Annotated in this window: 13 protein-coding genes; 10 read left to right on the top strand and 3 right to left on the bottom strand. The window is 61.5% G+C overall.

The window, feature by feature from the left end; all coding sequences use genetic code 11:
• Positions 1-99: 99 nt before the first annotated feature.
• Positions 100-1,635, top strand: coding sequence for a SulP family inorganic anion transporter (locus H620_RS0101820; RefSeq protein WP_162144436.1), 1,536 nt, complete (start codon positions 100-102; stop codon positions 1,633-1,635).
• Positions 1,636-1,739: 104 nt separating this feature from the next.
• On the opposite strand, the gene H620_RS0101815 is transcribed toward H620_RS0101820, so the two are convergent.
• Positions 1,740-2,381, bottom strand: coding sequence for a hypothetical protein (locus H620_RS0101815; RefSeq protein WP_023377997.1), 642 nt, complete (start codon positions 2,379-2,381; stop codon positions 1,740-1,742).
• A gap of 370 nt (positions 2,382-2,751) precedes the next feature.
• Between H620_RS0101815 and coxB the strand changes: the two genes are divergently transcribed.
• From coxB to H620_RS0101795, 4 genes are read left to right on the top strand one after another with little or no spacing between them, the layout of a single operon-like run.
• A complete protein-coding gene (gene coxB, locus H620_RS0101810; protein ID WP_023377998.1) occupies positions 2,752-3,879 on the top strand; it encodes a cytochrome c oxidase subunit II in 1,128 nt (375 codons plus the stop codon).
• Between the two features lie 43 nt (positions 3,880-3,922).
• Positions 3,923-5,512, top strand: a complete 1,590-nt coding sequence (gene ctaD, locus H620_RS0101805; protein WP_023377999.1) for a cytochrome c oxidase subunit I — start codon at positions 3,923-3,925, stop codon at positions 5,510-5,512.
• A gap of 10 nt (positions 5,513-5,522) precedes the next feature.
• Positions 5,523-6,089, top strand: coding sequence for a cytochrome c oxidase assembly protein (locus H620_RS0101800; protein ID WP_023378000.1), 567 nt, complete (start codon positions 5,523-5,525; stop codon positions 6,087-6,089).
• Positions 6,090-6,105: 16 nt separating this feature from the next.
• A complete protein-coding gene (locus H620_RS0101795) occupies positions 6,106-6,993 on the top strand; it encodes a cytochrome c oxidase subunit 3 (protein WP_023378001.1) in 888 nt (295 codons plus the stop codon).
• Between the two features lie 45 nt (positions 6,994-7,038).
• Here H620_RS0101795 and H620_RS0101790 read toward each other — a convergent pair whose 3' ends face one another.
• Entirely contained in the window at positions 7,039-7,242 is a 204-nt protein-coding gene (locus H620_RS0101790) for a twin transmembrane helix small protein (protein ID WP_023378002.1), read from the bottom strand.
• A gap of 63 nt (positions 7,243-7,305) precedes the next feature.
• Here H620_RS0101790 and H620_RS0101785 point away from each other — a divergent pair, with 63 nt between their 5' ends.
• From H620_RS0101785 to H620_RS0101765, 5 genes are read left to right on the top strand one after another with little or no spacing between them, the layout of a single operon-like run.
• Positions 7,306-8,046, top strand: coding sequence for an SURF1 family protein (locus H620_RS0101785; RefSeq protein ID WP_027906633.1), 741 nt, complete (start codon positions 7,306-7,308; stop codon positions 8,044-8,046).
• Positions 8,012-8,596: a hypothetical protein gene (locus H620_RS0101780; RefSeq protein ID WP_023378006.1), complete on the top strand. Its 585-nt coding sequence runs from the start codon at positions 8,012-8,014 to the stop codon at positions 8,594-8,596. Before H620_RS0101785 ends, H620_RS0101780 begins: the two co-directional genes overlap by 35 nt.
• 9 nt (positions 8,597-8,605) lie before the next feature.
• Positions 8,606-9,679 carry a COX15/CtaA family protein gene (locus H620_RS0101775; RefSeq protein ID WP_023378007.1) on the top strand — a complete coding sequence of 358 codons (1,074 nt, stop codon included), beginning with the start codon at positions 8,606-8,608 and terminating at the stop codon, positions 9,677-9,679.
• On the top strand, positions 9,664-10,563 hold the full coding sequence (cyoE, locus tag H620_RS0101770; protein WP_023378009.1) for a heme o synthase: 900 nt from the start codon (positions 9,664-9,666) through the stop codon (positions 10,561-10,563). The genes H620_RS0101775 and cyoE overlap by 16 nt, the downstream gene beginning before the upstream one ends.
• A complete protein-coding gene (locus H620_RS0101765) occupies positions 10,560-11,192 on the top strand; it encodes an SCO family protein (protein ID WP_023378011.1) in 633 nt (210 codons plus the stop codon). The genes cyoE and H620_RS0101765 overlap by 4 nt, the downstream gene beginning before the upstream one ends.
• Before the next feature lie 120 nt (positions 11,193-11,312).
• Here the strand turns inward: H620_RS0101765 and H620_RS0101760 are convergent, their stop codons facing one another.
• On the bottom strand, positions 11,313-12,083 hold the full coding sequence (locus H620_RS0101760; RefSeq protein WP_023378012.1) for a MetQ/NlpA family ABC transporter substrate-binding protein: 771 nt from the start codon (positions 12,081-12,083) through the stop codon (positions 11,313-11,315).
• Positions 12,084-12,095: the final 12 nt, after the last annotated feature.

Genomic DNA, 12,095 nt, shown 5'->3' with positions numbered 1-12,095 from the left:
GTCTTGCCGGCAACGCTGCTGGCGGCCCGCGCCTGCGCGCTTGTCAGGGCCAACATGCCTATGGCCAGAGGAATGGCCTGTGACAGAGGAAGGAAAGAAATGGTGAACAAGACACAGATAACAGCGGCATTGCCGCGCGAACTACTGGCATCAGTCGTAGTGTTTCTGGTGGCCCTGCCGTTGTGCATGGGCATTGCGATCGCCTCGGGCATGCCTCCGGCCAAGGGCCTGATCACAGGCATCATCGGCGGTATCGTGGTTGGCTTCCTGGCAGGTTCGCCGCTGCAGGTCAGTGGACCGGCGGCTGGTCTGGCGGTGCTGGTGTTCGAGCTGGTACGCCAGCATGGCATCGCCATGTTGGGGCCGATTCTGCTGGTAGCAGGCTTGTTGCAGCTGCTGGCCGGGCGCCTGAAGTTGGGCTGTTGGTTCCGGGTCACGGCCCCAGCGGTGGTGTATGGCATGCTGGCCGGCATCGGGGTGCTGATCGTGCTGTCGCAGTTGCACGTGATGTTTGACACCGCCCCGCAGCCAACCGGCATGCAGAATCTGCTGGCGTTTCCTGCGACAGTTGCCGCAGCCCTGCCGTCGGAAAGCGCCGGCGCGGCCTGGCAGGCCGGTGCGCTGGGGCTGGGCACCATCGCCATCATGTGGGGCTGGGAGCGCCTGCGGCCTCAGCGACTGCGCTTCATCCCCAGCGCCCTGCTGGGCGTGGCGTCAATGACGGCAGTCAGCATATGGCTGGGGCTTTCGGTGAATCGGGTGCAGGTGCCGGCCGACCTGACCGAGGCCATCGACTGGATTCGTCCGGATGACCTGCTGAAGCTGGCCGACCCTACGCTTCTGGTAGCGGCCTTCGCCTTGGCTTTCATCGCCAGTGCCGAAACCTTGCTGTCAGCCGCTGCGGTGGACCGCATGCACAGTGGCCAGCGTTCGGACTTCGACCGTGAATTGTCCGCCCAAGGTATCGGCAACATGCTGTGCGGCGTGCTTGGCGCCTTACCGATGACCGGGGTGATCGTACGCAGCTCAGCCAATGTCCAGGCGGGAGCAAAGACCCGCGCCTCGGCCATCTTCCACGGCCTTTGGCTGCTGGCGTTCGTCGTCGCCCTGAGCAGCGTGCTGCAGCAAATCCCGGTGGCAAGCCTGGCAGGCGTTCTGGTGTTCACGGGTATCAAACTGGTGGACTTCAAGGCCTTCCGTGGTTTGGGGCGCTACGGGCGGATGCCGATGTTCACCTACGCGGCCACCGCGCTGGCCATCATTTTCACCGACCTTCTGACCGGTGTGCTGCTGGGCTTTGCCCTGACCCTGCTCAAGCTGGCTTTCAAGGCGGCGCGCCTGAAGATCAGCCTGGTAACCCTGGAAAAGCCTGGGCACATGGAGCTTCGGCTCAGTGGTGCCGCGACCTTTCTCAAGGTGCCGGCGCTGACCCAGGTGCTCGATACCGTTCCGGCGGGTACCACCTTGCATGTGCCGCTGGGCAACCTGAGCTACATAGACCACTCATGCCTTGAGCTGCTGGAGGACTGGAGCCGCAGCAATTCGGCCAATGGTTCGCGGTTGAAGATCGAGCAGCGCCGCTTGAAACGGCGCATCGAGGGCCGGTTGCGTACGACCGTGGGCGTCGGAGCGTAACCCCAAACTGGCGTACAGGGCGACGTGGTCATTGGTGGGCGCGGGACAAACCCGCCCCCACAGGTCCGGTGGAATCGAAGGCCTCTGTTGCGCAGCCTTGGCGGTCAAGCCGGCTGGCCCAGCTCCACGCCAAGCTGGCGCGACAGGCACGGCCAGCGTTTCCAGGCTGCGCCGGTTTCCGGGCTGCACAGGTTTTCGCGGTATTGTTCGACCGACTCCGCGGCGAAGCTTTCGTCGTCCAGCATTTCATCGACCGAGTGGTGCACCACCTCATCCAGCTGGTTGGCGAAACTTTCACCGATCAGTTGGTGAGCGATGAGGTTGGCCACGGTCGTGTCGACCGGGATCAATGGCTGCTGGAAGTGGCGGATGTAAAGGTCGTTGACCTCTTCCACCAGCCGGTGTGCCAGGTAAGCCTCGTCCAGCAGGCAATCCAGGCCCACATGACCCTGCATCACGCTGGGTGGCTGCAGGAAGTAGGCTTCGGCGATCTTCAGCACCGGTTTGATCTGCGACTCGATACCCGCCTCGCGGGCGACTGCGTTTGCCGCCTCCAGCAATTCTGGAACCTGGTCGATGTAAGCGCTGACGAAGCGCGCCAAAGTACCCTGGGCGTCCTGCTCAGGCAGTTGGATCGAGGGGTGCAGATGGGGTAGTTGCGCCTCGAGACGCTGTTTCAGTTGGCCGGTACGGCTCTCATGTTGGTGGGCTTGGCTAATCTGCTCGCGCACGGCAGCGATGTTCATGACAACTCCAGGGACAAGGCATTACAAACGGAAGACACTAAGGTAGCTCGGTATACGGAATGCCTAAGACAAGTTTGTTATAAAACCCGCAAACGTGTGCGGAGCGAGCTATATCAATATGCCATTATTGTGCTAGCAAGGCTCTAGCCCGCGGTTTGTGGGGGCATTATCCAATTTCGTGCGGTTCATTTCACGCCCTTCATTGCGCACCATTGGTCGCTGTCTATACTCCCGTTGAACGTGATTCGTTGATGAGGCCCGTCTGCTTTCGCAGGGGCTCGGTCGTCGAAGTCAGGCAGTCTTGACCGCCGTTCCCGCTTGCCGCAGGTGAATGCCTCCGGGACAACAAGAACTAGAAGGGGAACCCGCAATGATGCGACATCCACATGTCTGGATGGGCCTTCTGTTGTGGTCGGTTTTCGGTCAGGCACACGCCGCCTGGACTGTGAACATGGCGCCAGGGGCGACGGAAGTCTCCAACGCCGTGTTCGACCTGCACATGACCATCTTCTGGATCTGCGTGATCATTGGCATCGTGGTGTTCGGTGCGATGTTCTGGTCGATGGTCATCCATCGGCGTTCCACGGGGCAGCAGCCCGCACATTTCCACGAACACACCTGGGTGGAAATCCTCTGGACGGTCGTCCCCTTCCTGATTCTGGTGGCCATGGCCATTCCGGCCACCAAAACGCTGATCGACATCTACGACGCCAGTGAGTCGGACGTCGATATCCAGGTGACCGGTTACCAGTGGAAGTGGCATTACAAGTACCTGGGCCAGGACGTGGAGTTTTTCAGCAACCTGGCCACGCCAGCGGACCAGATCCATAACAAGGCGCCCAAGGACGAGCATTACCTGCTCGAGGTCGATCAGCCACTGGTGCTGCCGGTGGGTGCAAAGGTGCGCTTCCTGGTGACCGCTGCCGATGTCATTCATTCCTGGTGGGTACCCGCCTTCGCCGTCAAGCGCGATGCCATTCCAGGCTTCGTCAACGAGGCTTGGACCCGCATCGAGAAGCCCGGTATCTACCGTGGCCAGTGCACCGAGTTGTGCGGCAAGGACCACGGCTTCATGCCAGTGGTGGTGGAGGTCAAGTCCAAGGCCGATTACGACACCTGGCTGGGTGAGCGCAAGGCAGAAGCGGCCAAGCTCAAGGAGTTGACCAGCAAGGAGTGGACCCTTGAAGAGCTGGTCGAGCGTGGCGACAAGGTCTATCACACAACCTGCGTGGCCTGTCACCAGGCCGAAGGCCAAGGCTTGCCGCCCATGTTCCCGGCACTCAAAGGCTCGAAGATCGCAACGGGACCGAAGGAAGGTCACTTGAACATCGTCTTCCACGGCAAGCCTGGCACGGCCATGGCTGCCTTCGGCAAACAACTGTCGGAAGTCGACATCGCCGCCGTCGTTACCTACGAGCGCAATGCCTGGGGCAACAACAAGGGCGACATGGTCACGCCCAAAGACGTGCTGGCGCTCAAGCAGGCCGAAGCGCAATGAACCGGGATACTCGCGGCAATCAATGGGTTGCAGGAGACAGGACATGAGTGCAGTGATCGACGACCACGCCCACGGCCACGAACATGCCCATGGCCCAGCCAAGGGCTTGATGCGCTGGGTGCTGACCACCAACCATAAGGACATCGGCACGATGTACCTGTGGTTCAGCTTCATGATGTTCCTGCTCGGCGGCTCGTTCGCCATGGTGATACGCGCCGAGCTGTTCCAGCCGGGACTGCAGATCGTGGAGCCGGCCTTCTTCAACCAGATGACCACCATGCATGGCCTGATCATGGTGTTCGGTGCCGTGATGCCCGCCTTCGTCGGACTCGCCAACTGGATGATCCCGCTGATGGTCGGGGCACCGGACATGGCCCTGCCGCGGATGAACAACTTCAGCTTCTGGCTGCTGCCGGCGGCGTTCCTGCTGCTGGTCTCGACCCTGTTCACCCCGGGCGGCGGGCCTAACTTCGGCTGGACCTTCTACGCCCCGCTGTCGACCACCTATGCGCCGGCCAGCGTGACGTTCTTCATCTTCGCCATCCACATGATGGGTATCAGCTCGATCATGGGGGCGATCAACGTGATCGCCACCATCCTCAACCTGCGTGCCCCCGGCATGACCCTGATGAAGATGCCGCTGTTCGTCTGGACCTGGCTGATCACCGCTTTCCTGCTGATTGCGGTGATGCCGGTACTGGCTGGCGTGGTGACCATGATGCTGATGGACATTCACTTCGGCACCAGCTTCTTCAGCGCCGCCGGTGGCGGTGACCCGGTACTGTTCCAGCATGTGTTCTGGTTCTTCGGCCACCCCGAGGTGTACATCATGATCCTGCCGGCGTTCGGCGCTGTGAGCTCGATCATTCCGGCATTTTCGCGCAAGCCGCTGTTCGGCTACACGTCGATGGTGTACGCCACCGGTGCGATTGCCTTCCTGTCGTTCATCGTCTGGGCGCACCACATGTTCGTGGTTGGCATCCCGGTGGTTGGCGAGCTGTTCTTCATGTACGCCACCATGCTCATCGCCGTACCCACCGGGGTCAAGGTGTTTAACTGGGTCAGCACCATGTGGGAGGGCTCGTTGACCTTCGAAACGCCGATGCTGTTCGCCATTGCCTTCGTCATCCTGTTCACCATCGGCGGGTTCTCAGGATTGATGCTGGCCATCGCACCGGCTGACTTCCAGTACCACGACACGTACTTCGTGGTGGCGCATTTCCACTACGTCCTGGTACCCGGGGCGATCTTCGGCATCTTTGCCTCTGCCTACTACTGGTTGCCCAAGTGGACTGGCCACATGTACGACGAAACCCTGGGCAAGCTGCACTTCTGGTTGTCGTTCATCGGCATGAACCTGGCTTTCTTCCCCATGCATTTCGTTGGCTTGGCCGGCATGCCACGGCGGATTCCCGACTACAACCTGCAATTTGCCGACTTCAACATGGTGTCATCGATCGGTGCCTTCATGTTCGGTGCGACGCAGATCTTCTTCCTGTTCATCGTCATCAAGTGCATCCGCGGTGGCGCACCTGCGCCGGCCAAGCCTTGGGATGGCGCCGAGGGCCTGGAATGGTCGATCCCCTCGCCAGCGCCCTACCACACCTTCCAGACGCCACCGGAAGTGAAATAGGAAAGTGCCCATGAACGGCCTGTCACTCAAACGCCTGGTGCTGCGCCTGCTGATGCTGACCGTTGTGATGTTCGCGTTCGGCTTTGCCCTGGTGCCCCTCTACGACGTGATGTGCAAAGCCTTTGGCATCAATGGCAAGACCGGCGGGCAGTACGAAGGCACCCAGCTCAGCGACCCGTCGCGCAGCGTGCGGGTGCAGTTCATGTCGACCAATGCCGGTGACATGGTCTGGGACTTCTATTCCACGGCCGACCAGATCGACGTCAACCCAGGGGCGGTGAACCAGATGATTTTCATCGCGCGGAACCCGACGGAGCGGCCCATGAGCGCCCAGGCCGTTCCCAGCATCACCCCGGCCGAGGCGGCGGCGTATTTCCACAAGACCGAATGTTTCTGCTTCACCCAGCAGGTGCTGCAACCCGGCGAACGCATCGAGATGCCGGTGCGTTTCATCGTCGATCGCGACCTGCCGGCCAGCGTGAAGCACCTGACACTGGCCTACACCTTGTTCGACATCACCGCTCGCCACCCGCCGGTCGCGCATCTCGCGACCCAGGACGTCCAGGGCGCCCGTTAAGGGAAGGAGAACAGCAATGGCAAGTCACGAGCACTATTACGTCCCGGCGCAGAGCAAGTGGCCGATCATCGCGACGATCGGCATGTTCATCACCATGTTCGGCCTGGGCACCTGGTTCAATGACCTCAAGGCCGGGCATCCCGATTCCCATGGGCCACTGATCTTTTTCATCGGTGCGTTGTTTCTGGCCTACATGCTGTTTGGCTGGTTCGGCGCGGTGGTCAAGGAAAGCCATGCCGGTCTCTACAGCGCGCAGATGGACCGCTCGTTCCGCTGGGGCATGAGTTGGTTCATCTTCTCTGAAGTGATGTTCTTCCTGGCCTTCTTCGGTGCGCTGTTCTACGTGCGCGTGCTGGCTGGCCCATGGCTGGGGGGCGAAGGACACAAGGGGATCGCCCACATGCTGTGGCCAAGCTTCGAGTTCGCCTGGCCGTTGCTCAACACCCCGGACCCGAAACTCTTTCCGCCGCCCAAGGAGGTGATCGACCCGTGGCACCTGCCGCTGATCAATACCATCTTGCTGGTCAGTTCCAGTGTAACCATCACCATCGCCCACCACGCCTTGCGGCGTGATCATCGTGGGGCACTGAAGTTGTGGATGGCGCTGACCATCATCCTGGGCATCAGCTTCATCGCGCTGCAAGCGTACGAATATCACGAGGCCTACACCAAGCTTGGGCTGACCTTGGGTTCTGGCATCTACGGCGCGACTTTCTTCATGCTCACGGGCTTTCACGGTGCCCACGTTACCCTTGGCACGATCATTCTGATCGTCATGCTCGTGCGTATCCTGCGCGGGCATTTCAACCCGGACAAACACTTCGGTTTCGAGGCGGCCAGTTGGTACTGGCACTTCGTCGATGTGGTGTGGGTCGGGCTGTTCATCTTTGTCTACGTGCTGTAGGGGCGGTTGCGGGCAAGCCGGCTTTAGCCGCAGATGCAACGTGTTTCAGAAGGGGGCGTTGGAAACCAGCTGGCCACTGATGAAGCCCCAGGCCACCAGCCCCACGGTGACGGCGGCCAGGGCGACACGAACGGTCAGTGCCTTGAGCAGCCGGGTCGAGTTTTCATCGTCCTTGACCAGAAACACCAGGCCACTGAACAGGCTGGCAATCGTGGCCAACAGCATCAGGACAATCGCGGCCTTGAGCATGACGATACTCCGGGGGGATGCGGTGATGTGGATAAGTATAGCGCTCGACCGTATGAGGCCGTTGTGAGGCCGTTTCGACCAGGCTGGATGCCCACCCTGGTAGTGCTTGCACTGCTGCCGGTGCTGATTTCGCTCGGCGGCTGGCAGCTCGGCCGCGCACAGGAAAAACGCGCCCTGCTGGACACCTATGCCCAGCGCCAGGTGGAGGCCCCGGTGGGCGCGGCTCAGTTGCAGCTGGCTGAGGATGCAGCTTACCGACGCGTGCACCTCTTTGGACGCTTCGATGGCGAACACAGTGTGCTGTTGGATAACCGCATGCGCGACGGCCAGGCAGGCATCGAGCTGCTCCAGCCCTTCCATGACCAGGCCAGCGGGCTGTGGCTGTTGGTCAACCGCGGCTGGCTGCCCTGGCCCGACCGCCGTGTACCCGTGCACTTCGAGACGCCTGCGCAATCCATGGTGCTGGATGCTTCGGTCTATGTGGCGCCGGGCAGTGCTTTCCAGCTTCACCCCGACCCGGAGGGCGGTCAATGGCCTCACCTGCTGACCGCTGTCGACCCCGCCCACCTGTGGCAACAGCTGGACCGCGAAGGTTTCGCCCATGAATTGCGCCTGCAGCCCGGCCCCGCCAGCTACCGTGCAGACTGGCCGGTGGTCGCCATGGGCCCGGAAAAGCACCAGGGCTATGCCGTGCAGTGGTTCGCCCTGGCCACCGCCCTGGTGCTGCTTTACCTCTACTTTGGCTGGCACAACAAGAAGGAGAACGACCATGGCCGCCGCCACCAGTCCACTGGACGTGCCTGAAGGCCGCAAACCCAAAGCCCGTGGGCGTTTGCAGCTGATTCTGATCCTGCTGGTGGTGCTCGGGCCGATGCTGCTCGCCACCTTCATGTACAAGCTGCAGTTCTGGGTGCCGGAGGGGCGCAGCTATCACGGCGTGATGATCGGCAATGGCGAGAGCCTTGCAGACATCGGCATCACTGCGCAGGACGAACGGTGGCAGCTGCTGGTCAGCACGCCCCAGGCCTGCGCCGACGATTGTCAGAAACTGGTGTACCTGGCCCGGCAGATCCAGATCGGCCTTGGTCGCGACGCCAGCCGTGCCAGTCATGCCTTGGCCATCGCCCAGCCATTGAGCCCCGACTATCAGGCCCTGCTGGGTCGCGAATATCCCCAGTTGCAGCGCTACCCGCTGGATATTCAACGCTACCTGCAGAAAGTGGAGGAAGCCGGTCCGCAACTGTGGATCGTCGACCCTCACGGCAACCTGGTGCTGCGCTATGACGCCAAGGTCAACGGCAAGCATGTGCTGGACGACCTGCGTCACCTGCTCAAGCTGTCCAACATCGGCTAGGAGCCTGTCATGGCCAGACCTGGATTCCGCCTCGCTGTGTTCGCCACCCTGCTGGCACTGCTGGTCGTCCTGCTCGGTGCCTATACCCGCCTCACCCATGCAGGCCTCGGTTGCCCGGACTGGCCAGGCTGCTATGGCTTCATCAGCGTGCCCAAGACTGAAGCGCAGCTGGCCCATGCCGAATTGCACTTTCCCGAACACCCAGTGGAAGAGGCCAAAGGCTGGGCCGAAATGGTCCATCGCTACTTTGCCGGTACCTTGGCGCTGGTGATCGCTTACCTGGCCCTACAGGCGGTGCGCCGTCACGCGCGTGATGGCCAGCCCTACCGCTTGCCGGTATTGCTGCTTGGGGTGGTCCTGGCCCAGGCGGCATTCGGGATGTGGACGGTCACTCTCAAGTTGTGGCCGCAGGTGGTCACTGCGCACCTGCTGGGGGGCTTTACCACGTTGAGCCTGCTGTTCCTGTTGTCGCTGCGTCTATCCCGGGCATTTGCGCCACTGCCAAAACTGCCGTTGAGCCTGCGCAGGGTGGCTGCCTTGGCATTGCTGGTGGTGATTGGGCAGATCGCCTTGGGTGGTTGGGTCAGTGCCAACTATGCCGCGGTTGCCTGTATCGACTTGCCCACCTGCCATGGGCAATGGTGGCCGTCAGCCGACTTCAGCAATGGCTTCCACCTGACCCAACATGTCGGTCCGAACTACCTCGGCGGGCAGCTGGACAGCGATGCGCGCACGGCCATTCATATCAGCCATCGACTGGGCGCGATGATCGTCACCTGTGTCCTGCTGATGCTCAGTTGGAAGCTTCACCGCTGTGGCCTGAGCCGGTTGGCGCGCCTGGTGCTCCTGGCATTGGTGATGCAGGTCGGGTTGGGCATCAGCAACGTGCTGTTCCATTTGCCCCTGGCCGTCGCCGTGGCACATAACGCAGGCGGCGCGCTGTTGTTGCTGAGCATGGTGCTTGTGAACTACCGCATTCGGGTGGTCGACAAGGTTCGCGTCGGTCATGGCTGGCGTCTTACGCCTGTGCCAGGCGTAGGCCTCTCGCAACCTATGAGGAATGATTCGTGGCGACGCTTCTGAGTGCACACCGCTCGCGTGCCGGTTGGCGCGACTATCTGGAATTGACCAAACCCAAGGTGGTCGTGTTGATGCTGATCACCTCGCTGGTGGGCATGTTTCTCGCCACCCGTGCGGGTGTGGCCTGGAGCGTGCTGGTGTTCGGCAATTTGGGCATAGCCCTGTGCGCCGGTGGTGCGGCGGTCATCAACCATGTGGTCGACAGGCGTATCGATGCACTCATGGCACGCACCCAGAAGCGGCCACTGGCCGAAGGCCGGGTAGCGCCTCTGCCGGCGCTGTTGTTCGCGCTGGCGTTGGCCCTGATGGGCATGGCTTCGCTGCTGGTCTTCACCAACGCCCTCACGGCCTGGCTGACCCTGGCTTCATTGTTGGGTTATGCAGTGCTCTACACCGGCTTTCTCAAGCGCGCCACGCCACAGAACATCGTCATCGGCGGGTTGGCTGGCGCGGCACCGCCGTTGCTCGGCTGGGTGGCGGTCAGCGGCCACATCAGCGCCGAGCCACTGCTGCTGGTGCTGATCATCTTTGCCTGGACGCCCCCGCATTTCTGGGCGTTGGCCATTCACCGCAAGGAGGAATACGCCAAGGCCGATATTCCGATGCTGCCGGTAACCCACGGCGAGGGATACACCAAGCTGCATATCCTGCTCTACACCCTGATTCTGCTGGCGGTTACCCTGTTGCCCTACGCCATCCACATGAGCGGCCTGCTCTACCTGGTTTGTGCCCTTTTGCTCGGCCTGCGCTTTCTGCATTGGGCGTGGGTGTTGTACCGTGGCAGCCGGCCGCACGCGGCGATCGGCACGTTCAAGTACTCTATCGGCTACCTGTTCGCACTGTTCATCGCGTTGCTCGTTGACCACTACTTGTTGCTGAACCTATGACTCGAACCCAGAAAACCGTATTCATCCTCGTCGCCCTGGTCGCGCTGATCCTGGGCCTTACCGTCAACAAGGTGCTCAATGGCCGCAGCCAACCCAACCCTGCCGAGCTGATCGACGCCGGCATTATCCTGCTGCCCCAGAGCCGTACGGTGGCGGACGTGACCATGACCAATCAGGACGGCCAGCCGGTAAAGCTGGATGACCTCAAGGGCAAGTGGTCGCTGCTGTTCTTCGGCTACACCTACTGCCCGGACATCTGCCCTACTACCCTGGCCCAGTTGCGCCAGGTGAAGAGCGAACTGCCCAAGGAGGCCGTGGACCGGCTGCAAGTGATGCTGGTGAGCGTTGACCCGAACCGCGATACGCCGAACCAGCTCAAGCAGTACCTGGGCTATTTCGACAAGGACTTCGTGGGGGTCGCGGGGTCGATCGAGGATACCCAGAAACTGGCCAACGCCTTGAGCATTCCCTTCATTCCGGCCGATACCAGCAAGCCTGGGTATACCGTGGATCACAGTGGCAACCTGGCAATCGTCGGGCCGGACGGGCGTCAGCGTGGGTTCATTCGAGCGCCGTTCAATAACCAGAAGCTGGTGGCGCAGTTGCCGGGGTTGGTCAAGCGGGATTGAACCAGGCCCTGAAAGCCCCGCGGGTGAACCCGTTCCCAGAGCTTTTCCGCTGATCTGGAGCACAGCGGTTCACCTGTGGGAGCGGGTTTGCCCGCGAAGAGGCGGGTGTAGATCTGCGGCTTAGAACGCCGGAATCACCGCACCCTTGTACTTCTCTTCGATGAATTTCTTCACCTCTGGCGAGTGCAGCGCAGCAGCCAGTTTCTTCATGTCGTCCGAGTCCTTGTTGTCCGGACGAGCCACCAGAATGTTCACGTAAGGCGAGTCGCTGCCTTCGATGACCAGTGCATCCTTCTCCGGGTTCAGCTTGGCTTCCAGCGCATAGTTGGTGTTGATCAGCGCCAGGTCGACCTGGGTCAGTACGCGGGGGATGGTGGCTGCTTCGAGCTCACGGAACTTCAGGCCCTTGTCGTTACCGGTGATGTCTTTGACGGTGGACAGGATGTTCTTGTTGTCCTTGAGCTTGATCACACCGGCCTTGTCCAGCAGCAACAGGGCACGACCGCCGTTGGTGGCGTCGTTGGGGATGACCACGGTGGCACCGGAGGACAGCTCGTCGAGCTTCTTGATCTTGGTCGAGTAGGCGCCCAAGGGCTCCAGGTGCACGCCGGTAACGCTGACCAGCTGAGTGCCCTTGGACTTGTTGAATTCATCCAGGTACGGCTGGTGCTGGAAGAAGTTGGCGTCCAGGCGCTTCTCGGCGACCTGCACGTTCGGCTGGATGTAGTCGGTGAATTCCTTGACCTTCAGCTCTACGCCTTCCTTCGCCAGCTGTGGCTGGACGAACTTGAGGATCTCGGCGTGCGGCACCGGGGTGGCGGCAACGGTCAGGGTGTCGGCGTGGGCCGAGAAGGCCGCGATGGCGGCAGCGACAGCAAGCAGCTTCTTCATTGATCACTCCTT

This window comes from Pseudomonas taiwanensis DSM 21245 (genome assembly GCF_000425785.1).
GTDB classification, from domain to species: domain Bacteria; phylum Pseudomonadota; class Gammaproteobacteria; order Pseudomonadales; family Pseudomonadaceae; genus Aquipseudomonas; species Aquipseudomonas taiwanensis.
The sequence above is the reverse complement of the archived record's forward strand: the minus strand, read 5'-3'. Positions and strand labels throughout refer to the sequence as shown.

Coding starts and splice junctions, on each gene's coding strand:
- H620_RS0101790 (WP_023378002.1), bottom strand. CDS start 7,242: ATGCTCAAGGCCGCGATTGTCCTGATGCTGTTGGCCACGATTGCCAGC.
- H620_RS0101775 (WP_023378007.1), top strand. CDS start 8,606: ATGGCCAGACCTGGATTCCGCCTCGCTGTGTTCGCCACCCTGCTGGCA.
- H620_RS0101760 (WP_023378012.1), bottom strand. CDS start 12,083: ATGAAGAAGCTGCTTGCTGTCGCTGCCGCCATCGCGGCCTTCTCGGCC.
- H620_RS0101815 (WP_023377997.1), bottom strand. CDS start 2,381: ATGAACATCGCTGCCGTGCGCGAGCAGATTAGCCAAGCCCACCAACAT.
- H620_RS0101820 (WP_162144436.1), top strand. CDS start 100: ATGGTGAACAAGACACAGATAACAGCGGCATTGCCGCGCGAACTACTG.
- H620_RS0101795 (WP_023378001.1), top strand. CDS start 6,106: ATGGCAAGTCACGAGCACTATTACGTCCCGGCGCAGAGCAAGTGGCCG.
- ctaD (WP_023377999.1), top strand. CDS start 3,923: ATGAGTGCAGTGATCGACGACCACGCCCACGGCCACGAACATGCCCAT.
- H620_RS0101780 (WP_023378006.1), top strand. CDS start 8,012: ATGGCCGCCGCCACCAGTCCACTGGACGTGCCTGAAGGCCGCAAACCC.
- coxB (WP_023377998.1), top strand. CDS start 2,752: ATGATGCGACATCCACATGTCTGGATGGGCCTTCTGTTGTGGTCGGTT.
- H620_RS0101800 (WP_023378000.1), top strand. CDS start 5,523: ATGAACGGCCTGTCACTCAAACGCCTGGTGCTGCGCCTGCTGATGCTG.
- H620_RS0101765 (WP_023378011.1), top strand. CDS start 10,560: ATGACTCGAACCCAGAAAACCGTATTCATCCTCGTCGCCCTGGTCGCG.